Annotated in this window: 18 protein-coding genes, 2 rRNA genes, 2 pseudogenes and 1 riboswitch; of the genes and pseudogenes, 6 read left to right on the forward strand and 16 right to left on the reverse strand. The window is 71.1% G+C overall.

The genetic code is table 11. The features are described from left to right. Window positions 1-51: 51 nt before the first annotated feature. On the forward strand, window positions 52-609 hold the full coding sequence (locus ACWC9T_RS08240) for an HAD domain-containing protein (protein WP_449820243.1): 558 nt from the start codon (window positions 52-54) through the stop codon (window positions 607-609). On the opposite strand, the gene ACWC9T_RS08245 is transcribed toward ACWC9T_RS08240, so the two are convergent. Next, window positions 587-1375 carry a CPBP family intramembrane glutamic endopeptidase gene (locus ACWC9T_RS08245; RefSeq protein ID WP_449820244.1) on the reverse strand — a complete coding sequence of 263 codons (789 nt, stop codon included), beginning with the start codon at window positions 1373-1375 and terminating at the stop codon, window positions 587-589. The genes ACWC9T_RS08240 and ACWC9T_RS08245 overlap by 23 nt on opposite strands. Before the next feature lie 76 nt (window positions 1376-1451). Further along, window positions 1452-2957 (reverse strand): glutamate--cysteine ligase, encoded by a 1506-nt coding sequence (locus ACWC9T_RS08250; RefSeq protein WP_449820245.1) that lies wholly within the window; start codon window positions 2955-2957, stop codon window positions 1452-1454. A gap of 376 nt (window positions 2958-3333) precedes the next feature. Here ACWC9T_RS08250 and ACWC9T_RS08255 point away from each other — a divergent pair, with 376 nt between their 5' ends. Beyond that, window positions 3334-3906 (forward strand): hypothetical protein, encoded by a 573-nt coding sequence (locus ACWC9T_RS08255; protein WP_449820246.1) that lies wholly within the window; start codon window positions 3334-3336, stop codon window positions 3904-3906. 438 nt (window positions 3907-4344) lie between these two features. After that, window positions 4345-4536: a DUF5999 family protein gene (locus ACWC9T_RS08260; RefSeq protein ID WP_380613480.1), complete on the forward strand. Its 192-nt coding sequence runs from the start codon at window positions 4345-4347 to the stop codon at window positions 4534-4536. Window positions 4537-4705: 169 nt separating this feature from the next. On the opposite strand, the gene gcvP is transcribed toward ACWC9T_RS08260, so the two are convergent. Then, window positions 4706-7606: an aminomethyl-transferring glycine dehydrogenase gene (gene gcvP, locus ACWC9T_RS08265; protein ID WP_449820247.1), complete on the reverse strand. Its 2901-nt coding sequence runs from the start codon at window positions 7604-7606 to the stop codon at window positions 4706-4708. 238 nt (window positions 7607-7844) lie between these two features. Continuing rightward, a riboswitch (glycine riboswitch) is annotated at window positions 7845-7948 on the reverse strand. A 225-nt stretch (window positions 7949-8173) separates the two neighbouring features. On the opposite strand from gcvP, the pseudogene ACWC9T_RS08270 reads away from it, so the two are divergent. From ACWC9T_RS08270 to ACWC9T_RS08280, 3 genes and pseudogenes are all read left to right on the forward strand, one after another. Continuing rightward, window positions 8174-8569, forward strand: a pseudogene (locus tag ACWC9T_RS08270) (PRC-barrel domain-containing protein); the annotation flags it as partial. 405 nt (window positions 8570-8974) lie between these two features. Next, window positions 8975-9397, forward strand: a pseudogene (locus ACWC9T_RS08275) (DUF2382 domain-containing protein); the annotation flags it as partial. Between the two features lie 188 nt (window positions 9398-9585). Then, entirely contained in the window at window positions 9586-11076 is a 1491-nt protein-coding gene (locus tag ACWC9T_RS08280) for an MFS transporter (protein WP_449820248.1), read from the forward strand. A gap of 149 nt (window positions 11077-11225) precedes the next feature. On the opposite strand, the gene ACWC9T_RS08285 is transcribed toward ACWC9T_RS08280, so the two are convergent. The 13 genes from ACWC9T_RS08285 to ACWC9T_RS08345 form a co-directional block, all read right to left on the reverse strand. Then, entirely contained in the window at window positions 11226-12620 is a 1395-nt protein-coding gene (locus ACWC9T_RS08285; RefSeq protein WP_449820249.1) for a DNA polymerase IV, read from the reverse strand. A 72-nt stretch (window positions 12621-12692) separates the two neighbouring features. After that, window positions 12693-13364 (reverse strand): SanA/YdcF family protein, encoded by a 672-nt coding sequence (locus ACWC9T_RS08290; RefSeq protein ID WP_355675219.1) that lies wholly within the window; start codon window positions 13362-13364, stop codon window positions 12693-12695. 174 nt (window positions 13365-13538) lie between these two features. After that, complete coding sequence (locus tag ACWC9T_RS08295) at window positions 13539-14183, reverse strand: MerR family transcriptional regulator (RefSeq protein ID WP_449820250.1); 645 nt, start codon at window positions 14181-14183, stop codon at window positions 13539-13541. A gap of 224 nt (window positions 14184-14407) precedes the next feature. Further along, complete coding sequence (locus ACWC9T_RS08300; protein ID WP_449820251.1) at window positions 14408-14884, reverse strand: bifunctional nuclease family protein; 477 nt, start codon at window positions 14882-14884, stop codon at window positions 14408-14410. 99 nt (window positions 14885-14983) lie between these two features. After that, entirely contained in the window at window positions 14984-15676 is a 693-nt protein-coding gene (gene ftsR, locus ACWC9T_RS08305) for a transcriptional regulator FtsR (RefSeq protein WP_449820260.1), read from the reverse strand. Window positions 15677-15852: 176 nt separating this feature from the next. Next, window positions 15853-16734, reverse strand: coding sequence for an FHA domain-containing protein (locus tag ACWC9T_RS08310; protein ID WP_449820252.1), 882 nt, complete (start codon window positions 16732-16734; stop codon window positions 15853-15855). A gap of 226 nt (window positions 16735-16960) precedes the next feature. Further along, window positions 16961-18139: a DUF881 domain-containing protein gene (locus tag ACWC9T_RS08315; protein ID WP_449820253.1), complete on the reverse strand. Its 1179-nt coding sequence runs from the start codon at window positions 18137-18139 to the stop codon at window positions 16961-16963. Between the two features lie 34 nt (window positions 18140-18173). After that, entirely contained in the window at window positions 18174-18506 is a 333-nt protein-coding gene (locus tag ACWC9T_RS08320) for a small basic family protein (protein WP_030062488.1), read from the reverse strand. Beyond that, complete coding sequence (locus ACWC9T_RS08325; protein ID WP_449820254.1) at window positions 18503-19588, reverse strand: DUF881 domain-containing protein; 1086 nt, start codon at window positions 19586-19588, stop codon at window positions 18503-18505. Before ACWC9T_RS08325 ends, ACWC9T_RS08320 begins: the two co-directional genes overlap by 4 nt. Window positions 19589-19763: 175 nt before the next feature. Continuing rightward, on the reverse strand, window positions 19764-22259 hold the full coding sequence (locus tag ACWC9T_RS08330) for a sugar phosphate nucleotidyltransferase (RefSeq protein ID WP_449820255.1): 2496 nt from the start codon (window positions 22257-22259) through the stop codon (window positions 19764-19766). A gap of 124 nt (window positions 22260-22383) precedes the next feature. Continuing rightward, window positions 22384-23004, reverse strand: coding sequence for a CDP-alcohol phosphatidyltransferase family protein (locus tag ACWC9T_RS08335; RefSeq protein WP_449820256.1), 621 nt, complete (start codon window positions 23002-23004; stop codon window positions 22384-22386). A gap of 98 nt (window positions 23005-23102) precedes the next feature. After that, window positions 23103-23219, reverse strand: a 5S ribosomal RNA gene (gene rrf / locus ACWC9T_RS08340). A gap of 71 nt (window positions 23220-23290) precedes the next feature. Beyond that, window positions 23291-23383 (reverse strand): 23S ribosomal RNA (locus ACWC9T_RS08345); the annotation flags it as partial.

A 23383-nucleotide genomic window follows, 5' to 3' on the forward strand; every position in this document is an offset into this window, starting at 1 on the left:
CGTGTTTCGTCCGACCGAGTAGGACACACCATCCACTCGGAGGGCCCACCGGTGCCGAAACCACTGCTGTTCCTGGACGTCGACGGGGTGCTGAACCCGGTCTGCCCGCATCCGGACGCCGGGTTCGACTCCCATACCCTGCTCGGCTATGCCGTCCTGCTCGCCGCCAAGCACGGCCAGTGGCTGCGCGAACTCTCCGGAACGTACGAGCTGGTCTGGGCCACCACCTGGGAGGAGCAGGCCAACACCCACATCGCCCCGGCGATCGGCCTGGACCCGCTCCCCTTCGTCCGCTTCACCGGGTACGTCCCGCAGCCCGGCGACCCGCGCGTCCCGCTGATGGGGTTGTTCTCCGGCCGCAAGTGGGCCCCGCTGCTGCGTTACGCCGGTGGCCGTCCGTTCGCCTGGGTGGACGACGTCATCCCGTCCCGGCTGGTCCGCAGGTCGCTGTGGCGCCGCGACCGGCTGCTGCTGCCGATCGATCCCGGCCAGGGCCTTCAGCGCCGGCACGTCGACCGGCTGCTCGCCCGCCCGCCGCGCGGCCGGGCGTCGACGGCCGAGGGATCGGCGGCCAAGCGGTCGGCGGTCAGGGGGTCGGCAGCCAGCTGACGTGCCCGGCGAGCAGCGCGTACCCGACGAAGGCCACCGTGTCGATCAGTGCGTGCGCCGCCACCAGCGGCATCACCCGCCCCCAGCGCCGGTACAGCAGGCAGAACACCGCCCCCATCACCATGTTGCCGACCAGACCGCCGACCCCCTGGTACAGGTGGTACGAGCCGCGCAGCACCGAGCTGGCCACCAGCATCGTCGGCCAGGACCACCCCAACTGCCCCAGCCGGCGCAGCAGGTAGCCGAGGACGACGACCTCCTCCAGGATCGCGTTCTGCCAGGCCGAGAGCACCAGCACCGGTACCCGCCACCAGACGTCCGGCAGTCCGGAGGGCGCGACCGTCAGGTTGTACCCGGCCGCCTGCGAGGCCAGGTACAGCACCAGCCCGGAGCCGCCGATCGCCGCCGCGACGGCCGAGCCCCGGCCGAGGTCGCGCAGCTTCTGGCGCAGGTCGAAGCCCAGCACCCGCAGCGACGTGCCCTCGCGTACCAGCAGGTAGCCGACCAGGACCACCGGCATCAACCCGCGCCCGATGTAGTAGAGCTGCCACACCAGGTCCAGCCAGGGCCGCCCGGGCGCGCGCGAGCCGTTCAGCGTGGCGACCTGCTGGCCGAGCTTGAGCGGTTCGGTGAGCGAGCCCCCGAAGCTGATCAGCGCGCCGATCCCGCTGGCCCCGAGGGAGAGGCCGAGGACGATCAGCAGCTCCACGCCGAGCAGCCGGCGGGTGGGCTGAACGGTCTCCGGCGCGGTCGGGCGGGTTGTCACGAAGGCTCCAGCGGACGGGCGGTCGCTCCGGCCGTCGGCCGACCGCCGGAGCGATCATCCTGACACAGCCGAGGTGCTAGCCGACCGGCCAGGTGTGCACCGGCTCTCCGCCGCGCATGTGCTCGGCGTAGCGCCTGGTCATCGCGGCGAGCGCGGCCGGGCGGTCCATCCCGTACTGCTCGCGCAGCCGGTGGAAGGTCGCGCTCTGCCAGGCCGCGCCGTTGGTGCGGCGCAGACAGCGCTGCTCGATGATCCCCAGGTAGCGGTCCCGGTCGGCGGGCTCCACGCCCCACTCGTCCAGCCCCTGGTAGGCCATCGGCAGCAGCTCGTTGAGCACCAGGTCGACGGCGGAGACGGTCTGCAGCCCGCTGCCACGGCCCGCCCGGCCGGGGCGCGGCCACTGGAACACCGCGTCGATGCCGTACCGGGCGCCCTGGCGGAAGTTCTCGTCCGCCCGCTCGAACGGCAGCCGGGTCCAGACCGGCCGGGGCTGCTCGGCGAGCACCCGCACCAGCCCGTAGTAGAAGGCGGCGTTGGCGAGCGTGTCGGCCACCGTCGGGCCGGCCGGCAGCGCCCGGTTCTCCACCCGCAGGTGCGCGACCCCGCCGGAGACGTCGTAGACCGGCCGGTTCCAGCGGTAGATGGTGCCGTTGTGCAGCCGCATCTCGGCGAGCCGGGGCGCGCCGCCGGAGGCCAGCACCTTCAGCGGGTCCTCGTCGTCGCAGATCGGCAGCAGCGCCGGGAAGTAGCGCAGGTTCTCCTCGAACAGGTCGTACGCCGAGTCCACCCAGCGCTCGCCGAACCAGGTGATCGGGCGCACGCCCTGGGCCTTGAGCTCCGCCGAACGGGTGTCACAGGCCTGCTGGAAGAGCACCGGACGGGTCTCCCGCCACAGCTCCCGGCCGAACAGGAACGGGGAGTTGGCACCGAGCGCGAGCTGCGGACCGCAGATCGCCTGGGCGGCGTTCCACACCGAGGAGAACCGCTCCGGGGTCACCTGCAGGTGCAACTGCAGCGAGGTCGCGGCGGCCTCGGCCACCATGGTGATCGACTCCAGCTGGAGGTGCTCGACGCCCTCGATGTCCAGCGCGATGTCCTCGCCCCGGGCGGCCAGGATCTGGTCGCTGAGCAGGCTGTACCGCTGGTTGTGGCTCATCGCGTCCAGCCCGGTGTGGTCGTGCTCCAGGGTCGGCAGGATGCCCACCATCACGATCCGGGCGCCGGCCTCGGCCGCCCGCCGGTCGGCGTAGCGCAGCCCGGTGTCGATCTCCTCGCGCAGTTCCTCGAAGACGTGCCCGCAGAGCCGGTGCGGCACGATGTTGACCTCGATGTTGAACTGGCCCAGCTCGGTCTGGAAGTCGCTGGAGCCGATCGCGCTCAGCACCTGGGCGTTGCGCATCACCGGCAGGCCCTGCTCGTCGGCCAGGTTGAGCTCGATCTCCAGCCCCATCACGGCCCGCGGCCGGTCGAAGCGGTCCTCGCGCAGCATCCGCCCGAGCGCGTCGAGGCAGGCCTGGAGCTTGAGCCGGTACTGCTGCCGGTCCGCCAGATCCGCCCGAGTCGCCACGACCTTCTCGCCCACGGTCCCCTCCTCCTGAGACACCCGGCCGACCGACCGTGCAAGCATCATGCCCACCTCGAAGATCGATACCCGAATGCCTGTACTGGCTTGCATTGCAAGGCAACTGACGGAAATTCAGGCCATCTGCAGACTTGCCCGACGCCACAGCCTGTGATAAACAGATCACCCTGCGCATTTGTTCGATGAATTCGAGGAATCCGCACTGCGCTCCGGCCGGTCTCTTCCCGCCCCGAGTCCCTCGTCGACGGCGACGACCGCGCCGGCTCCGCGATCCTGCACAACCGGACACGGCCAGGCCCCGTCACCGTAGACGCACCGCGCCACGCCGGTATGCCGCACTCGCACGCCGATCTCGCTTGGAGAGGCGGACCCCGCCATGACCCTGCAGACCCCCCAGCCCCCGCCGAGCGCCCTGCGCGCGGTCCTGGGCGCGCTCGACTCGGACACCGCGCTGCGCCAGCCCGCCGCCGCAGCACTGCGTCACCCGACCGGACCACTGCTCCCCGCGCATCCGCTCGCGGTGCACGTCCTGGACGGCCCGCACCCCGAGCTCCCCGCCGCCCACCGGACCGGCTGGCGCTTCCTGATCAAGGACGGCGCCGACGTGGCCGCCGCCGCCGAGGTGGTACAGAGCGCGGAGGGCCACACCTTCTCCCACTTCACCGCCGGCCCCTACCTCTCCTCCACCGTCCGGGCGCTGCGCGAGGCCTGGCAGCTCGCCCAGAGCTCCCGCTCCCGCTGCCAGCCCCGGCTGCTCACCTTCCCCGGCCAGTACGCGACGGCGCTCTGGCTGCACAGCCCCGACGCCGGCCCGACCGCCGACCTGCTGATCCCGCTCGCCCCGGCCCCGCTCGGCGTCACCGCGCACCGCGCCTACCCGGCCGCCGAGCTGCTGCCGCTGCTCGCCCGCGCCCCGCTCGCCGGGACGCTGCTGCTCGGCTCCTCCTGAGTCGGCGCGCTCCCGCCCCTCCGCACCGGCCGCCGGGCCGTCCGCCCGGCGGCCCTTCGCCGTGCGCACCCCGTCGGCGGCCTCGCCCGAACGGCCGATGGTCTCACCCGAACGGCCACCACCCGTACGGGCCACTCGCTATGGCCCCACCGGGCCATGCCCTGACTGACCCATCGGTACCCGATTTTCCCCCGGCCCCCACCTGAACGGGTGATCTCTGCCCGGGAGTTGTGGCGCGTGTCACGAAATCGCTGCGCGCGCGTCCGTAGATGCCGACACTGGGAACCAGCGTGGAAGGACCACCTGTCCTACCCACTTGAGCGCTGGTCAAACCTGGCTGGCGTGCGGACAGGATCCGACTGCCGCGGCGGCCCCGGACGGCACCATCTCCGGGACCGCACCACGGGGAGGATCGCAGAGCGAAGCGAGGGTACGCGTATGTGCCAGCACCGTCCTGAGTGCCCGTCGGCCGAGTCCGAGGACCGCGAGGCGGCCGTGCCGGTGGCCTGCCACCCGGAGCAGGGCTGGAGCCTGCTCTGCAACGGCGTCGTGCTGTTCGAGGACACCGGAGAGCTGCTGCCCGACGGCCGGGTGATCGCCCCGCGCCGCCCCGTCGCCCACGCGGCCTGAGAGACCACGGGCCCGAGACAGCACTGACCGAGAGTGGGCGGCCCGCTCCGTACGGCCCGGGACCGTACGGCGCGGGGGGACAGCCGCCGACCTGATAGCGCGGGACAAAGGGCAGGGCCCCAGCGAACCGATCCGCCGGGGCCCTGCCCCATTGCCCGTCCGATGAGGATCAGACGCCGTACTCGTCCAGCGGCGGGCAGGAGCAGACCAGGTTGCGGTCGCCGTACGCGCCGTCGATCCGGCTCACCGGCGGCCAGTACTTGTCCGCCGGGTTCACGCCGGCCGGGAAGACCGCCTCCTGCCGCGAGTAGCCGTGCGCCCAGTCGCCGGCCAGGGTGGCGGCGGTGTGCGGGGCGTTGCGCAGCGGGTTGTCCTCGGCGGCCCACTCACCCGAGCCGACCTTGTCGATCTCGGCGCGGATCGCGACCATCGCGTCGCAGAACCGGTCGATCTCGTGCAGGTCCTCGGACTCGGTCGGCTCGATCATCAGCGTGCCGGCCACCGGGAAGGACATCGTCGGCGCGTGGAAGCCGTAGTCGATCAGGCGCTTGGCGATGTCGTCCACCGTGACGCCCGTCTCCTTGGTCAGCGGGCGCAGGTCGATGATGCACTCGTGCGCGACCAGCCCGCCCGGGCCGGTGTAGAGCACCGGGAAGTGCGGCGCCAGCCGCTTGGCGATGTAGTTGGCGTTCAGCACCGCGACCTGGGTCGCGTGCTTGAGGCCCTCGCCGCCCATCAGCCGGACGTACGCCCAGGAGATCGGCAGGATCGCCGCCGAGCCCCACGGCGCGGCCGAGATCGGGCCGACGCCGGTCGCCGGGCCGGCCTCCTCCTGCAGCGGGTGGTTCGGCAGGTACGGCGCCAGGTGGGCGCGCACCGCGACCGGGCCGACACCCGGGCCGCCGCCGCCGTGCGGGATGCAGAAGGTCTTGTGCAGGTTCAGGTGCGAGACGTCCGCGCCGAACTTGCCCGGCTTGGCCAGGCCGACCAGGGCGTTCAGGTTGGCGCCGTCCACGTAGACCTGGCCGCCGGCCTCGTGCACCAGGGCGCAGATGTCGGTGATCTGGGTCTCGTACACGCCGTGGGTCGACGGGTAGGTGACCATCAGCACCGAGAGGTTGTCGCGGTGCTGCTCGATCTTGGCCTTCAGGTCCTCGACGTCCACGTCGCCGTCGACCAGGGTCTTCACCACGACCACGCGCATGCCGGCCATCACCGCGGAGGCGGCGTTGGTGCCGTGCGCCGAGGACGGGATCAGGCAGACGTCGCGCTGGGTGTCACCGTTGGCGTGGTGGTAGGCACGGACGGCCAGCAGGCCGGCCAGCTCGCCCTGGGAGCCGGCGTTCGGCTGGATCGAGACGGCGTCGTAGCCGGTGACCTCGACCAGCTGCTGCTCCAGCTGGCGGATCAGGGTCAGGAAGCCCTCGGCCTGGTCGATCGGGGCGAAGGGGTGCAGCTGGCCGAACTCCGGCCAGGTCACCGCCTCCATCTCGGTGGTCGCGTTGAGCTTCATGGTGCAGGAGCCCAGCGGGATCATGCCGCGGTCCAGCGCGTAGTCCCGGTCCGACAGGCGACGCAGGTAGCGCAGCATGGCGGTCTCCGAGCGGTGGCTGTGGAAGACCGGGTGGGTCAGGTACTCGTCCTCGCGCAGCAGTGCGGCGGGCAGCGTCTCGGCGGCCTCGGCCACCTCGACGGCGGGCACGCCGAACGCGGCCCAGACGCCGGCCAGGTGCTCGCGGGTGGTGGTCTCGTCGGTGGAGATCGAGATCCGGTCCGCGCCGTCCTGGTGGACGTTGATGCCGTGGGTGCGGGCGGCGGCGGCGATCTCGGCGGCGCGGCCCGGGACGACGGCGGTGACGGTGTCGAAGAACTCACCGTGCAGCAGCTCGACGCCGCCCGCCCGCAGGCCCTCGGCGAGGGCGGCGGCGTAGCGGTGGGTGCGGCGGGCGATGTCGGCCAGACCGTCCGGGCCGTGGTAGACCGCGTACATCGAGGCCATCACGGCGAGCAGCACCTGGGCGGTGCAGATGTTGCTGGTGGCCTTCTCGCGGCGGATGTGCTGCTCGCGGGTCTGCAGCGCCAGGCGGTAGGCGCGGTTGCCGTCGGCGTCGACGGACACGCCGACCAGGCGGCCGGGCAGCGAGCGGGCGTACTCGGCACGCACCGACAGGTAACCGGCGTGCGGGCCGCCGAAGCCCATCGGCACGCCGAAGCGCTGCGAGGTGCCGCAGGCGATGTCGGCGCCCAGCGAGCCCGGGGACTTGAGCAGGGTCAGCGCCAGCAGGTCGGCGGCCACGGCGACGATCGCGCCCAGCCCGTGCGCCTGCTCGATCACCGGGGCGAGGTCTCGGACCACACCGGTGGCGCCCGGGTACTGCAGCAGCAGACCGAAGACGCCGCGCTCGGCGATCTCGGCCGGGATGCCCTCGGACAGGTCGGCGACGACGACCTCGACGCCGGTCGGCACGGCGCGGGTGTTGATCACCGCGACGGTCTGCGGCAGGGTCTCGGCGTCGACCAGGAAGACGCCGCCCTTGACCTTGGTGACGCGGCGGGCCAGCGCCATCGCCTCGGCGGCCGCGGTGCCCTCGTCCAGCAGCGAGGAGCCGGAGGTGGGCAGACCGGTCAGGTCGGAGACCAGGGTCTGGAAGTTGAGCAGCGCCTCCAGGCGGCCCTGCGAGATCTCCGGCTGGTACGGGGTGTACGCGGTGTACCAGGCCGGGTTCTCCATGACGTTGCGCAGGATCACCGGCGGGGTGAAGGTGCCGTAGTAGCCCAGGCCGATCATCGGCTGGAGCACCTTGTTGTGGCTCGCCAGCTCGCGCAGTTCGGCGAGGACCTGCGCCTCGCTGCGGCCGGCGGGCAGGTCCAGGGCGGTGATGGAGCGGATCGCCTCGGGAACGGCCGTGGCGGCGAGCTCGTCCAGCGAGCCGTAGCCGACGGACGCCAGCATCTTCTCCTGCGCGGCAGCGTCGGGGCCGATGTGGCGGTTCTCGAAGGGGCTGGCCAGCTCAAGCTCGGTGAGGGTCGAGGCGCCGGTGGGGCGTCCCGCGTTCGGCTGGGCGTTCATGGTGGTCGAGGCCTCCTGGTCACGGACCGGCGGGGGTACGCACGCCGACCGGCGTTCACCGCTGCGGACAGCGGACCGGCCTGGGCGGACGAACCCGAAAGGCCTCCCCCTCTGTCATCGGGACCTGAGAGCTTCGCCCGCACGTCGCGCTGGTGGCGCTCCGTCGGCTTGCACCGTCGGTGAGGGTGGTGATCGCCGGCTCCCGCGCCGGCGGTCCTGCCCTGCTTTCCAGAGTGACCTATCCCGCACGGTACGGATGCCTGAGAGATTCCGGGGAGGAGTTGCTCCTTCGGCGCCCCGACCAGCGGTTTTCGCCGTCGGGGACTCTCCCGAGCGGGCTCGGCGGTCGCCGCCCAGGGTACCAGCGGGAGGCCTTCCGATCACGGGTGCGTCAGGTCACTCGAGGTCTACGCGCGTCCCCCGGACGGCCCAGCGCGGAGCCCGTCCGGCGCACCCCGGTCGCGCCCGTCCGATTCATGCCTTTTGGTGTGAAGTGGCGGACGGGACGGCGCTCCGACCCGCCGTACCTGCGGGAGTTCCGCAGGCGCAGCGCACTGGAGGGCAAGAGTGCAGACCGACATCGACCCCCGGGACCTCATCGGCCACAAAGCGGTCGACCGCAACGGAGACAAGATCGGCACGGTCGACGAGGTGTACCTGGACGACGCCACCGGCCAGCCGGAATGGGCAGCCGTCCGGACCGGCGTCTTCGGCCGGGACGCCTTCGTCCCGCTCACCACCAGCGAGTTCTCCGACAACGAGCTCCGGGTGCCGTACGACAAGTCGCTGGTGAAGGACTCGCCGGACTTCGGCGTGGGCCAGCACCTCTCGCCCGCCCAGGAGCTCCAGCTCTACCGCTACTACGGCCTGGACACCCAGGTGGATGGCCGCCCGACCGGCTCGGAGGGCGGCCGGACCGCCCAGCCCGACCTCGACTTCAGCACCGCTCCAGCCGCCGAGGAGGGCAGCCGGACCGCCCAGCCCGACCTCGACTTCAGCACCACTCCAGCCGCCGAGGAGGGCAGCCGGACCGCCCAACGCGACCTCGACTTCGGCACCACTCCAGCCGCCGAGGAGGGCAGCCGGACCGCCCAACGCGACCTCGACTTCGGCACCACTCCGGCCGCCGCGGCCACCAAGCCGCTCGCTTTCCCCTCCCCCGATCCCGGCCCGACGACGACCACCGCCACCACCAGCAGCACCGCCACGGAGGCCAAGGCGCGGACCGTCGGCACCCCCACACCCGCCGCCACCCCCGCCGTCGAGCCCAAGCCGCGGCCCGCCGAGACCAGGGCCGCCCGTGCGCCCGCCACCGGCGGCGCCGCCTCCTCCTCGGCCCCGAGCGGCCCGGTCGAGATCACCTGCCGTGAGGAGCGGCTGGACATCACCACCCAGTGGCACATCCTGGGCACCGCGAAGCTGCGCAAGTACGTGACCAGCGAACAGGTCGAGCGCCGCGTCCCGGTGGTCCGCGAGCGCGTCCGGGTGGAGCGCATGCCGGTGAGCGAGGCCGAGCGCTCCGCCCTCACCGAGAAGGCTCTCGCCGAGGCGGTCGAGCAGGTCACCCTCCGCGAGGAACGCCTGGTGGTCCGCAAGTACCGCGCCCCGATCGAACGGGTCCGCCTGGTCGTCGAGCGCTACACCACCGAGGAGGTCGTCCGCGACGAACTCCGGCGCGAACACGTCGAAATCCACGACAACACATCCACCGCCTCCACCCCGCCGGCGAACACGCCTTCGCCGCCCCCTCGCCCCGACTCGCGCGCCGCCTCACCTCGCCCCCTTCCCTGACACCTCTCCCAATGGCCCCGGACAACGTCCGGGGCCATTGCCATGCCCTCAATCCCCCTCCCCACAAGCCCGCCGCAGGCGCCAACCCTTCGCCTTTGCCAAAGCTTAACCGCTCGATATTTGACACTCTGAAGTATCTCCCCGCATGATTACTTCAGATCATTCACTATGTACGGGAGGAAGCAACCGTGAGTGAGGCACCCAAGCCCACCACCGCGGCCGAGAAGCAGAGCAACGCCCGGGTCCTGCCGGCCCTCATCCTGGCGATGCTGTCGTTCAGCGTGGTGCAGACCGCGGTCGTCCCGATCCTGCCCTCGCTGGCCAAGGAGCTGGACGTCTCCGCGTCCAACATCACCTGGCTGATGACCGCCAACCTGCTCTCCGCAGCCGTGCTGACTCCCCTGCTGGGCCGCTTCGGCGACCTCCGGGGCCGCAAGCCCATGCTGCTCATCTCGCTGGTCGGCCTGGTCGCCGGGTCGGCGCTGGCGGTCGGCACCCACTCCTTCACCTGGTTGATCGTCGCCCGCGTCCTGCAGGGCGCCGGCGGTGGCGTGATGCCGCTGGCGATCAGCATCGTCCGCGACGAGCTGCCCAAGCAGAAGGTGACCGGCGGCGTCGCCGCCATCAGCGCCTCGATGGGCGTCGGCTCCGGCCTCGGCCTGGTGGCGACCGGTCTCCTGCTGGAGCACTGGAACTACAAGTCGATCTTCTGGATGGGCCTGGTCTTCGGCCTGATCGCAGTCGCCCTGGTGGCCTTCCGCGTCCCGTCCGACCCGGTGACCGACAAGGACGGCGGCGCCGACCCGCTCGGCGCGATCACCCTGGCCGGCTGGCTCTCCGCCCTGCTGGTCGCGGTCAGCCAGGGCAACCACTGGGGCTGGACCTCCACCAAGACCCTCGGCCTGTTCGCCGTCGCCGCCGTGATCGCCCTGATCTGGGGGATCATCGAGACCAAGGTCTCGCACCCGCTGGTGGACCTGAAGATGATGTCCCGTCCGGCCGTGGCCTTCACCAACCTGGCCGGCCTGCTCATCGGCTTCGGCATGTACGGCTCGTTCATGGTCATCAGCAACTTCGCCCAGACCCCGGAGAAGCTCGCCCACTACGGCTTCACCGCGACCGTCCTGCACGCCGGTGTGATGCTGCTGCCGTCCGCGATCGGCTCGATGGTGGCCGCCCCGCTCGGCGCCCTGCTGATCGCCCGCCGCGGCCCCCGTCTGCCGCTGGTGCTCGGTGGTGTCCTCGGCGCCGTCGCGATGGCCTACCTGGCCCTGCGTCACAGCCACGAGGGCGACATCTACACCGCCTCTGCCATCTTCGGTCTCGGCATCGGCCTCGCCTTCGCCGCGATGCCGGCCTTCATTAACGGCGCCGTCCCGGTCGAGCAGAGCGGCATCGCCAACGGCATGAACTCCGTGCTGCGCACCGTCGGTGGCGCGATCGGCACCGCCGTGATGACCGCCATCCTGACCGGCGACACCATGAAGCTCCCGATCAAGATCCCGGTGCTGCTGCCCACCCTGGACGCCTACAAGCACGCCTTCTGGACCACGGCCGTCGTCTGCATCGTCGCCGGTGCCGTCCCGTTCCTGATCCGCACCGTCAAGCCTGCCGCCACCGCCCTCGGCGGCTCGGCCCCGCAGGACTCCAGCGCCGAGCTGGTCAAGACCGACGCCTGACCAGGCGTCCGGCCCGCGCGCTCAGGGACAGGGCGCGCGGGCCCGGCCTCCGTACGTCGCGAGGGCATCACGAACGTTCGGAGTCCGGCACGGTATGCGGCCCCACCCGGTATCCCCACCGGGTGGGGCCGTTCCGCGTCCCGAACCCGTCAGCCCGCCGAGTCCCCCACGTCATCCGTGCCCTCAACCCGCCGCAGCGGCAACGGCCGCGCCGGTTCCAGCGCCGGGTCGTCCACCGCGAAGGTCCGCACCCGCCCCGGCTCGCTCCACGGCGTCTCGAACCGTACGGTGACCCGACCGACGCCGCTGCCCTGCACCCACCCCGGCCCGAACTCTCCGTGGTGGACGTCCTGTCCAGGTGTCCATCGCCGCACCACGACCTCCTCCGGCTCCTCCTCGGCCTCCGCCGTCTCGGCCTCCTCGGCGTGCTCCGCCGCCTCCTCCCGCAGCGCCTGCGCGAACAGGTCCTCCTGGGTGTAGTCGGCCAGCTGGGCCACGCCCACGCCGAGCAGCCGGATCCCGCCGGTGATGTCCACCTGCTCGGCCAGCCGTCGCGCGGTCGCGGTGATCACCGCCTCGTCGTCGGTGGGGCCGCCGAGGGTTTCCGAGCGGGTCAGCGTCGAGAAGTCGAACCGCCGGACCTTGAGCACCACCGTCCGCCCCGAGCGCCCGGCCGCCCGCAGCCGCCGCACGCACCGCGCGGCCAGCGCCTCGACCTCGCGCAGCACCCGGTCCCGGTCGGCCAGGTCCACCTCGTAGGTGTCCTCCACCGAGACCGACTTGGCGTCCTGGTCGGCGACCACGGGCCGCTCGTCCAGCCCTATCGACATCTGGTGGATCCCAGCGCCGTGCGCCCGTCCGAGCAGCGCGACCAGCTCCGCCTCCCCCGCCTCCGCGAGGTCCGCCACGGTGCTCAGCCCGGCCCGCCGCAGCACCTGCTCGGTGGCTGGCCCGATCCCGGGCAGCGCCCGTACCGGCATGGGCCCGAGCACGGCGCGCTCCTGCCCCGGCTCGATCATCACCAGCCCGTCCGGCTTGGCCTGCTCGGAGGCGATCTTCGCCATCAGTTTGGAACCCGCCGCCCCGACCGAACCGGTCAGCCCGGTGAGCCGGTGGATGTCCGCTCGCAGGTCCTCCGCCAAGGCGAGCACCAGCCGCTCACCGGTGTCGTGATCCGCCTCCGCCAGCACCGGACCGTACGGACCGGCCTCCAGGTCGACGAAGGCCTCGTCCAGGCTCAGCGGTTGTACCAGCGGCGACAGCTCCCGCAGCAGCCCCATCACGATCTCGCTGTTCCGCCGGTACGCCTCGAAGCGCCCGGACAGGAAGGCCGCGTTGGGGCACAGCCGCCGCGCCTGGGCCATCGGCATCGCCGAGTGCACCCCGAACCTGCGCGCCTCGTAGGAGGCCGTGGAGACCACCCCGCGCCCGCCCAGCCCGCCGACGATCACCGGCTTGCCGCGCAGGCTCGGCTTGGCCGCCTGCTCCACCGCCGCGAAGAAGGCGTCCATGTCGAGGTGGATGATGCTCGGCAGAGATCGCACCCGCTGATCATCGCGCACGGGTCCGACAGTGCGTACGAACCCGGCCGGGTCCCGGCGGCCGACCCCCGGCGGCTACCGCTTCGCGGCCTGCGCCAGCGCCTTCGGTATGCCGTCCTCCTTGGGCCCGAGCAGCGCCGGGTCCGGCCGCAGCCAGGCGTTCACCGCTGCCTTGCCCGCCCCGGCGATCTCCCGCAGGCCGCCGTACAGCCAGGTGGCGTCGTGCAGCTCGGGCACCCCGACGGCGTACGACCGGATGCCCGCCGCCTCGCACAGCGCCAGCGCCCGCCGGACGTGGAAGTCCTGGCTGACCAGCACCGCGCGGTCCACCCCGAAGATCCGGTGCGCCCGGGTGCAGGAGTCCCAGGTGTCGAAGCCGGCGTAGTCCCGGACCACCTTCTCCTGCGGCACCCCGTGCTCGGTCAGGTACCGGTACATCGCGTCCGGCTCGTCGTACGAGACCCGCCCGTTGTCCCCGGTCACCAGGATGGCCTGTACCTTCCCCTCCCGGTACAGGTCCAGCGCCGCCGTCAGCCGGTGCTCCAGGTACGGCGAGGGCTTGCCCTGGTCCAGCCCCGCACCGAAGACCACTGCGACCGGCGCGGACGGCGCGCTCTCCACCGTGCCCACCCGGTCCCCCGCCGCGATCCACAGCCAGGCGCTCGGCGCGAGCGCCAGCGAGCAGAGCAGCGTCGTCACCTGGAAGACCCTGCGCTGGGTACGGCGCTCCCGCAGCCGTACCCGCATCCCCACCACCCGGCGCCGCAGCAACCCCGATATCCCGGTGCCGACCCTCACGTGCCCTCCCTCGACCGTTTCACCAGGCAACACGACGAGGCCGTGGGCCCGAACGGTTCCCCCGTCCGGGCCCACGGCCTCGTCAAGATCGGTGAGCCGCACCAGCCGGTCGGAGCCGGTGCTTCAGACCGCCCGGTTGCGCCGCTGCGCCAGCTCGTCCGCCGGGTCGTGCCCGACCAGCGTCTCGCCGGTGTCGGTCCGCTCCGCGTGCAGCCGACCGAGGGTCAGCTCCAGCTCCTGCCAGACCGCTCCCACCGCGATGCCGAAGACCCCCTGACCGCCCTTCAGCAGATCGACCACCTGCTGCGGCGTGGTGCACTCGTACACCGTCGCGCCGTCACACATCAGCGTCAACCCGGCCAGGTCGGCCTGGTCGGTGGACTGCAGATGGGCGACGGCCACCCGGATGTTCTGCAGCGAGACGCCCGCGTCCAGCAGCCGCTTCACGATCTTGAGCAGCAGGATGTCACGGAAGCTGTAGAGCCGCTGGCTGGTCGCCGGGTACGCCGTCCGGACGCTGGGCTCCAGCAGTCCGGTGCGGGCCCAGTAGTCCAACTGGCGGTAGGTGATGCCGGCCGCCGCACAGGCCGTCGGGCCGCGGAAGCCGAGCAGTTCGGACGTCGGGGCCAGCCGCTCGATGGCGGGCTGCCCCGGCTGTACGGCCGGGAACCTGCCCATCCTCGGCAGGTCGGTCACGGTACGAGCGGTGCGGGGCACGTGCACGGCGCACAGGCCTCCCGCGGCCGCGTCATCGCCGGTGCTGCTCATGCCTACCTCCGTCCACTTGTGCTGCGGGCAACCCGACTGCGGGCATCGGCCACCCAGACAGCCACTCCTGACGGTAGGCAGTCCCCTATGACCCGTCAACGATCGCCACGCCGGGCCAGACAAACCACATCACTCAGGAGAGTGGTTTTTCGTGCCCCTAGTGTGGGTAGATCGACGGTTTTTGGCAAAACGGCGCGTGAAACGGCCACTCAGACCCGTCCGCGCTACTGCGGACCGCTGCCCCCGAAGTCCTCGGGCGACACCTGGTCGAGGAACTCGCGGAACTTCTCGACCTCGTCCTCCTGCTCGTCCGGGATCGCGATGCCCGCCTCGGCGAGCACCTCCTCGCTCCCGTAGATCGGCGTGCCGGTGCGCAGGGCGAGCGCTATCGCGTCGGACGGCCGGGCACTCACCTCGACCCCGCCGGCGAACACCAGCTCGGCGTAGAACACGCCCTCCCGCAGGTCGGTGATCCGGACCTCGGTGAGCTGCTGACCGAGCGCGTCCAGGACGTCCTTGAACAGGTCGTGCGTCAGCGGGCGCACCGGAGTCATGCCCTGCTGGGCGAAGGCGATCGCGGTCGCCTCGCCGGGGCCGATCCAGATCGGCAGGTAGCGATCTCCCCCGACCTCCCGCAGCAGCACGATCGGCTGGTTGGAAGGCATCTCCACTCGGACACCCACGACGTCGAGCTCATTCACACAGGCAACCCTATGGCTCCGACCCCGGATATGAAAGCGCAGGACCGACGCCGCTGGTCAACGCGGTGCACCCCCGACGCGCGAAGGACGCTTCGGACGCTATGCACGGGTCCGCAGACCGGCCTGGACCATCGCCGCGTGCAGCCGTACGGACAGGGTCGCGAGCTCCCGTGCGGTGGCCTCCGCGTGCGCCCGGGTCTGCGGGTTCCGGTGCCGCCGCAGCGGCGCCACCACCTGCTCCACCAACGCGATCTCGCGGTCCGCCGCCGCCTTCATGGCTCTCAGGTGCCGGGGCTCCAGCCCGTACCGGCCGAGTTCCGCGACCAGCCGGGCCACCTGCAGCGCCTCGCCGTCGTACCCGCCGTCCGGGCCCGGCGCCACCAGCCCGTACGACTCCCACTCTGCCAGCTCCCGCTCCCCGGCCTCGGCGGCGGCCAGTAGCTCGGCGCGCCCCAGCCGGACCCCGGAGGGGACGTCGGCCGAGGCCACCAGTTCGCGATCGGCCTCCTCCAGCGGCCCGGGCCGGTTGTCGGCGGCGGGCAGCGCGGGCGGGGCCTCGCCGCGCTCGATCGCGTCCAGGTGCTCGCGGATCACCCGCAGCGGCAGGTAGTGGTCGCGCTGCATCCGCAGCACGTAGGCCAGCCGCTCGACGTCGGCCGGGCTGAACTTGCGGTACCCCGAGGGAGTCCGCTGCGGCTCCACCAGCCCCTCCGCCTCCAGGAAGCGGATCTTGGAGATCGTCACCTCGGGGAAGTCGTCACGCAGGAATGCCAGCACCGCGCCGATGCTCAGCAGTTCGTCACCGCCGTGCCGCCGTCCGGCGGGCCGATCCGGTCGAACCGGCTGCCTGGGGCCCGCGACCACCCCGCGCACGCCCCGGTCCGCTTGCGGACCGGACGACGCGGGGTAGGCCGCCCCGAGAGAAGAAGAGGTGTCGCTGCTCACTCGGGCTCCTGCCGACGTTGGGTTCAGTACCCCCGGTTGTGGCCGGCGAAGAACACCAGCCGGTACTTCCCGATCTGCACCTCGTCGCCGTTGTTCAGCGGCACCTCGTCGATCCGCTCCCGGTTGACGTAGGTGCCGTTCAGGCTGCCCACGTCCGCGACGCTGAAGCCGGCCGGGGTGCGGCGGAACTCCACGTGGCGGCGCGAGACCGTGACGTCGTCCAGGAAGATGTCGCCCTGCGGGTGGCGCCCGGCGGTGGTGATGTCCGAGTCCAGCAGGAAGCGGCTGCCCGAGTTCGGGCCGCGCTGGACGATCAGCAGGGCCGAGCCCGGCGGCAGCGCGTCGATCGCCGACAGCACCTCGGCCGACAGGGCCGGCGTGGCGCCGGTGCCGGTCGTGGTGCTGGGGTCGTAGGACTCCAGGCCGGAGATCGAGATGGTCGAGGTGGTCTCCGCCGCCCCCTCGGGCAGCAGACCGCCACGCAGCGCGGTGCCGCAGTTGGAACAGAAACGGGCCGCGGCCGGGTTCTGGTTACCGCACCGGGGGCACGGAGTGGGGCCAGCCATGTTCACAGCCTCCTGGCGCGGCACACCCGACGGGTTGTGCCCGGCGTACGGATCCGGGGCAAACCCTCCACCAGAGGTTGAGGGTGCTGACGGGAAACCTATGCGCGGGTCGCCGGAAGGGTCAACCGACACGCCGTAGCCCGCCGGATTCCCCGTGTGCTGGGCGGCGCCGCCGTCCCGGTACAGCTGCTGACCAGCGTACGGCGCGGCCTCGGGGGCCGGGCGCATGCCCGGCACTGCGGGCTCGTCCTCCGGCCGACGGTGCCGGGCGGTGGGCGCCTCGACGGCGGCCGCGTCACGGTCCTTGTTGCGACCGAACAACTTCGAGAAGAAACTCACGGGCGAATCCCCTTGCGTGTGACAGACCCGCCCGCGGGGCAGGGTGAGAACCTCGGACAGGCTGCGGGCCCGGTTGCGGCTCGGGCCTGCTGGAGTGGTACTCCGACGGTTGGTACTGCGGTTTGTGCTACGGAGCGTACTGGTGCGAACCAGTCTCCCCCACGCGACGGCGGCACCCCGCACCGGGTGCCGCCCGCCCGTGACGGGCCGTGCGTCGGGCGCCCCGTCACTTCGAAGCCGGCTTGGCGTACTGCGGCGTCTTCAGATCCACGAGGGCGTCCACGACCACCTTCTGCTGCTGGGTGATCGTCGCCCGCGCCTGGTGGCTCTCCAACGTGCGGACGACACCACCCGGGATGTTCAGCGCGGGAGTCAGATCCTGCGGGTTCCCCACGACGGTGAACCGATAGGGCGGCGAGACCTTCTTCCCGTCGATCTGCACCCCACCGCCCGACAGGTCGGTGAAGTAGGTGTTGACCACCACGCGCACATCGTTGATCTGAATCGCCTCCGCCCCCGCCGCTCGAAGTTCCTGCAGGGTGTCCAGCAGCATATCTGCCTTCACCTGCCCTTGGGGATCATCGACCGTGAGTACGACGCCCGGACCAGTGGCCTTGACCGTACCGGCCAGCACACCCAGTTCGGTCATCTTCTTCCTGGTCTGTTCCTGGGCCTCCTTGGCCTGGTTGGAGCTGTTCTCCAACTTCGCCAGGGACTGCTCCAGCTCCGCCTTCTCCTGTTGGAGACGCTGCTGACGGCTGTCCAGTTCGTCGAGGATCCGAACCAGGTCCTCCTGACGGGCCCCGCGCAGCTGGTTGTGGTGGTCGTTGGTCGAGCGCACCTGGATCGCCAGCCCCAGGCCGAGCGAGAACAGCAGCAGCGCCACCACCAGCTGCCCACGCGACAGGCGCGGCGGCCACAGCGCCGCCTTCAGCCGCCGCCGACCGGCGCTCCGGTCCACGGCGGCCTCCGGCTCAACGCCCTCGGGCTCTGCGGGCTCCGGTTCGGCGGATTCGGCGGGCTCAGCCTCGGCCGCTGCCTTCGGCTCAACCTTCGACTCGCCCTTCGGCCCGGCCTCGGGCTTCGACTCCTCGGAAACCGGCCCCGCCTCAGCGGCGGGCGCGGGCTCCACGGCCTTCGTCGGCCGTACCACCGGCTCCGGCTCCGCCGACGCGGCCTCAAGCCCAGCCTCGGCGTCAGACCTCTCCGGCCCCGCCGACTCGGCCTCCGCCTCGACCGCCCCGGGCTCCTCCCCCGCCTCCGCGGGCTCGGCCGGAGCGGCCTCCTCCTCCGCCTTCTTCTCCTCGGACGCCTCGACAGCCTTCCCAGCCGCCTTGTCGTCCGTCTTCTCCCCCGGCTGCTCAGCCGACTTCGCCACCGGCTCCCCGGCGGTCCGCCCAGCCATCGCCGCCTCCTTCTCCTCCGCCTCGCGGCCCGGCTCAGGCACGGAAGACATGGCGCCGGATCGCGGCCGCGTTGGAGAAGATGCGGATCCCGAGGACGACGACCACACCCGTGGACAGCTGCGAGCCGACGCCCAGCTGGTCACCGAGGAAGACGATCAGCGCCGCGACCACCACGTTCGACAGGAACGAGACGATGAACACCTTGTCGTTGAAGATCCCGTCCAGCATCGCCCGGACACCGCCGAACACCGCGTCGAGCGCCGCCACCACCGCGATCGGCAGGTACGGCACGACGGCGTCCGGCACCTCGGGTTGGACGAAGAGCCCGACGACCACCCCGATCACGAGACCCAGTACGGCAATCACGGTCTAGCTGCTCCTGTCCCTGTCGTGGTCTTGGCGGATCCGCTGGACGAATGCCGCTTCGGGGTCGGACCACCGCTGCGCGCGGATGGTGAAACGGACGCGCTGGGGCTCTCCGAGGTTCCGGGACTGCCCGAGGGAGTTCCGCTCGGGCCGGCCGACGAGGTGGCCGGTGCCGTGGCCGACGGGGTCGCCGTGGGCGTGGGCTCGGGCGTGACCGGCTGGGCGGTCCGCAGCGTCACACCCACCGCCGCCGGCAGCGTCAGGCTCTTCTGCACGGAGAGCGTCGACTTTATGCCGTATTTCTCCTGGAGCAGCCGCAGGTACTGCCCGGCCATGTCGCTCTCGAAGGCGGTCAGGAGCTTCGGCCCGTCCCCGATCGCCTGGATGTTGTACGGCGGGACGAGCGGCCGGTTGTCCACCAGCACCGCCTCGCCCGCGGCCCGGATCGCGGACAACGCGGTAAGCCGCTGCCCGTTGATCGAGACGGCCTCCGCGCCGGACCCCCACAGACCGTTCACCACCAGCTGCAGATCGCGGTCGCGCAGCCGGCCGCTGTTGGAGAAACCCTGGCCGGCCCGCGGGTCGACGTTGCCCCCGCTTCCCGTCCCCGGAGCGTCCTCCAGGACCAGCTTCACCCCGGGCCCGGTGACCTCCCCCAGGCCCACCACGCCGGTCAGGCCGCCCGTATCGCCGTCCCCCGAGGGGAGCGCCTGCTGCTGCGTGTCCTCGACCTTGCGCCGCAGCTCCTGCACCTGCTTCTGCAGGTGGTCGGCCGAACCGTTGCTGTCGTTGATCCGGCGGATCAACGCGTCCCGTTCCTTGGCGAGGCTGGGCTCCGCCTTGTGCGCGTTCACCGCGCCGACCGTCACCACACCCCCGACCAGCGCCAATCCGGCGCCCAGCGTGAGCAGACCCCGCAGGGTCCGGGGTATCCGGCTGTCGTGCTCACCGCCCCGCGCCGCGGCCGCCTCGGCGTAGCCCTCGTCCAGGCTGTGGTCCATCACGTTCGTCAGCAGGGACATCGAGGCGTCCGGACGGTTGTACCGTCCGTTCGGGGCACTCGGCGTCGGCGTCGCTGGCATGCGGACCATCGTCCCATGACGGCGAGCGGCCCCGTGCACGGCCCCTGAGCTGCACACACGTTGCACACACCGCCGGAAAGCGACGGACCGTTCCGAAAGCCGTGAAAACGGACAGCGGGGCGTGCGGACCAGGCCCGCACGCCCCGCCGATCAGGGCCCTCGTACGCTCAGGCCGTCACCGCCCCGCGCCGCCGACCACCGCCGCCCACTCGTCCAGCAGCGCCTCGGTGGCCTCGTCGTCCGGGCCCTCGGCCCACAGATGGGTGATCGCCTCGGCCGGGTCCGGCAGCACCAGCGTCCAGCGCCCGTCCGCCTCGACCACCCGGACGCCGTCCGTGGTGTCCAACCGCCGACTGCCGGCCGCCTCCACCACCGAGCGCATGACCATGCCCTTGGCCGCCCACGGCGTCGCGATGTCCCGGCGCCGGATGTGCGCCTGCGGGATCCGCGCGTCGATCTGACTCAGCGTGAGCTGGGTCCGGGCCACCAGGCCGACCAGCCGGACGAAGGCCGCGGCACCGTCCAGCACCCCGCTGAACTCGGGCACCACGAAGCCGCCACGCCCGTCGCCGCCGAACACCGTGCCCTCGGCGGAGGCCGCCTTCGCGAGGTCGTCCGGCGTCGTCGTGGTCCAGATGACCTGGGTGCCGTGGTACGCGGCGACCTGCTCGGCGATCCGGGTCGTGGTCACCGGCAGTGCCACCTGCCCGCTGCGCCGCTCGGCCGCTACCAGGTCCAGCAGCACCAGCAGCGCCCGGTCGTCGTCGATCACCCGGCCCAGTTCGTCGACGAACGCAACGCGCTCGCCGACCGGGTCGAACCGGACACCGAAGGCCGCCCGTGAGGAGGCCACCAGCTCACCGAGCCTGGCCAGCCCGGACCGCCGCGTCTCCGCGTCCTCGGTCGGCCGCGCCTCGTCCAGTCCGCTGGAGACGGTGAGCGCCTCCACCCCGAGTCGGCCGAGGATGCTGGGCAGAACCAGCCCCGCGCTGCCGTGGGCGGTGTCCACGACCACCTTCAGCCCGGCCTCCCGGACCCCGGTGGTGTCCACCGTCCGCAGCAGGTTGCCCGCGTAGGAGTCGAAGACGCTCGACGGGAAGGTGAGGTCCCCGATCTCGCCGGGGAAGGCCCGCCGGTACTCCTGGCGCGCGTAGACGCGGTCGAGCTTGCGCTGCCCCGCCTGGGAGAGGTCCGCGCCGCGCTCGTCGAAGAAGAGGATGTCCAGCGAGTCCGGCACCCCCGGCGTGGTCCGCAGGAAGATCCCGCCCGCACTCCCTCGTGCCGTGTGCTGCCGGGCCACCGGCATCGGCACGTTCTCCAGGTCGCGGACGTCGATCGCGGAGGTCTGCAGCGCCGAGATCATCGCCCGTTTGAGCGCACGCGCACCACGCGAGTGGTCACGCGCAATGGTGACGGTGGCGCCCTTCTTCAACGTCGTGGCGTACGCGCCCGCCAGCCGGACGGCCAACTCGGGGGTGATCTCGACGTTCAGGATGCCCGAGACCCCTCGGACACCGAAGAGGTGCTCCTGGCCGCGGGACTCCCAGATCACCGAGGTGTTGACGACGGCTCCGGCTTCGATGGTCTTGAACGGGTAGACCCGGACGTTCGCCGCGATGATCGACTCCTCGCCGATCAGGCACTCGTCCCCGATCACCGCGCCGTCCTCGATCCGCGCGGCCCGCATCACGTCGGTGTTCTTGCCCACCACACAGCCGCGCAGATTGCTCTGCGGCCCGACGTACACGTTGTCGTGCACCACCGCCCTGTGCAGGAAGGCCCCGCGCTTGACGACCACATTGCTGCCGAGCACGGTGTGCTCGCGGATCTCCACCCCGGCCTCGACCTTGGCATAGTCCCCGATGTACAGCGGCCCGCGCAGCACCGCCTCGGGGTCGACCTCCGCCCCCTCGGCCACCCAGACGCCCGGCGAGATCTCGAAGCCGTCGATCTCGACGTCGACCTTGCCCTCCAGGACGTCCGCCTGGGCCTTGCCGTAGCTCTCGTGGGTGCCCACGTCCTCCCAGTAGCCCTCGGCCACGTAGCCGTAGACCCGCTTGCCCTCCTTCAACAGCTGCGGGAACACATCGCTCGACCAGTCGACCGACTCACCCGCCGCGACGTAGTCGAAGACCTCGGGTTCCATCACGTAGATACCGGTGTTCACCGTGTCGGAGAAGACCTGTCCCCAGGTCGGCTTCTCCAGGAAGCGTTCGACCCGCCCGTCGTCGTCCGTGATCGTGATACCGAACTCCAGAGGATTCGGCACCCTGGTGAGACAGACGGTGACCAGAGCGTTCTTGCTGCGGTGAAAGTCGATCAATTCAGAGAGATTGAAGTCGGTCAGCGCGTCACCGGAGATCACCAGAAACGAGTCGTCCTTGAGCGCGTCCTCGGCGTTCTTGACACTCCCCGCAGTGCCTAGTGGCGTCTCCTCATGGGCATACGTGAGATGCATGCCCAGTTCCTCACCGTCACCGAAGTAGTTCTTGACCAGTGACGCCAGGAACTGGACGGTGACCACGGTGTCGGAGAGGCCGTGCCGCTTCAGCAGCCGAAGCACGTGCTCCATGATCGGCCTATTGGCGACCGGAAGCAGCGGCTTCGGCATGCTGGAGGTCATCGGGCGGAGTCGGGTGCCCTCGCCCCCTGCCATTACAACGGCTTTCATTACGGGTGCGTCCTCCTTCGCGGTGGTGGACCTGCAGGTCCATCAAACCGTTCCAGAGGGTTCTCTACCCGGAAGGTATCGTCCGACGCACCGGCACGGCGTGGGACTTCTCTCAGATCACGTCTCAGGCTGTGGACGCCGAGGCCGCGGTACTCGCCTTGATGATCTGCCGCGCCTGCACCGCGTAAAGAATGGCCGACCACCAGTACAACGTGGTCCCCCACCAGATGAAGGCCCAGCTCACGACCTCAGCCGGCCGCGCGATCCAGCTGTCGATACCGCCGAGCAGCAGAAGCGGAAACGCGTACATCAGATTGAAGGTCGCGGCCTTCCCGAGGAAACTCGTCTGCAGCGGCCCGTAACCGTGCCTGTTCAGAATGGGCAGCAGCGCCGCGATGAAGACTTCCCGGGCCAGCAGAATCGCCGTCACCCACCACGGCAGAAAGTTACGCCACGTCAATCCGATCAGCGTGGACAGCACATAGAGCCGGTCCGCCAGCGGATCCAGCAGCTGCCCCACTCGACTGATCTGCCCCCACCGCCGGGCGAGCTTTCCGTCCAGGTAGTCACTGACGCCGCTCAGCGCCAGGACCAGCAGCGCCCAGCCGTCATTCTTCGGCCCACCGAAGACCGGCCACAGGATGAGCCAGAGAAAGATCGGAACGCCGACCAGCCGGCCCATGCTGAGCAGGTTAGGGATGGTGAAGACCCGATCGGTCTGGACCCGCGTCTCCTGGACCTCCACCCGGGGGCCTCCTGTTCCGTGTGACAGCAATGCATGTTGACCATACAACAGAAAAGCCCCCGTCCGGCTCACCCGGCGGGGGCTTCTCTCGAAGAATTGTTCGGCGGCGTCCTACTCTCCCACAGGGTCCCCCCTGCAGTACCATCGGCGCTGTGAGGCTTAGCTTCCGGGTTCGGAATGTAACCGGGCGTTTCCCTCACGCTATGACCACCGAAACACTATGAAACTGTCGACCCGCCGGCAGGGCGGTCGTTGTTTCAGAACAACACAGTGGACGCGAGCAACTGAGGACAAGCCCTCGGCCTATTAGTACCGGTCAACTCCACCCCTCACAGGGCTTCCATATCCGGCCTATCAACCCAGTCGTCTACTGGGAGCC

The sequence above is a fragment of the Kitasatospora sp. NPDC001159 genome (assembly GCF_053598235.1).

Bases quoted from the DNA above. Each gene is read 5' to 3' on its own strand.
- ACWC9T_RS08255 (WP_449820246.1), top strand. From the start codon at position 3,334: ATGACCCTGCAGACCCCCCAGCCCCCGCCGAGCGCCCTGCGCGCGGTC.
- ACWC9T_RS08260 (WP_380613480.1), top strand. From the start codon at position 4,345: ATGTGCCAGCACCGTCCTGAGTGCCCGTCGGCCGAGTCCGAGGACCGC.
- gcvP (WP_449820247.1), bottom strand. From the start codon at position 7,606: ATGAACGCCCAGCCGAACGCGGGACGCCCCACCGGCGCCTCGACCCTC.
- ACWC9T_RS08290 (WP_355675219.1), bottom strand. From the start codon at position 13,364: ATGCGGGTACGGCTGCGGGAGCGCCGTACCCAGCGCAGGGTCTTCCAG.
- ACWC9T_RS08295 (WP_449820250.1), bottom strand. From the start codon at position 14,183: ATGAGCAGCACCGGCGATGACGCGGCCGCGGGAGGCCTGTGCGCCGTG.
- ACWC9T_RS08315 (WP_449820253.1), bottom strand. From the start codon at position 18,139: ATGGCTGGGCGGACCGCCGGGGAGCCGGTGGCGAAGTCGGCTGAGCAG.
- ACWC9T_RS08325 (WP_449820254.1), bottom strand. From the start codon at position 19,588: ATGCCAGCGACGCCGACGCCGAGTGCCCCGAACGGACGGTACAACCGT.
- ACWC9T_RS08330 (WP_449820255.1), bottom strand. From the start codon at position 22,259: ATGAAAGCCGTTGTAATGGCAGGGGGCGAGGGCACCCGACTCCGCCCG.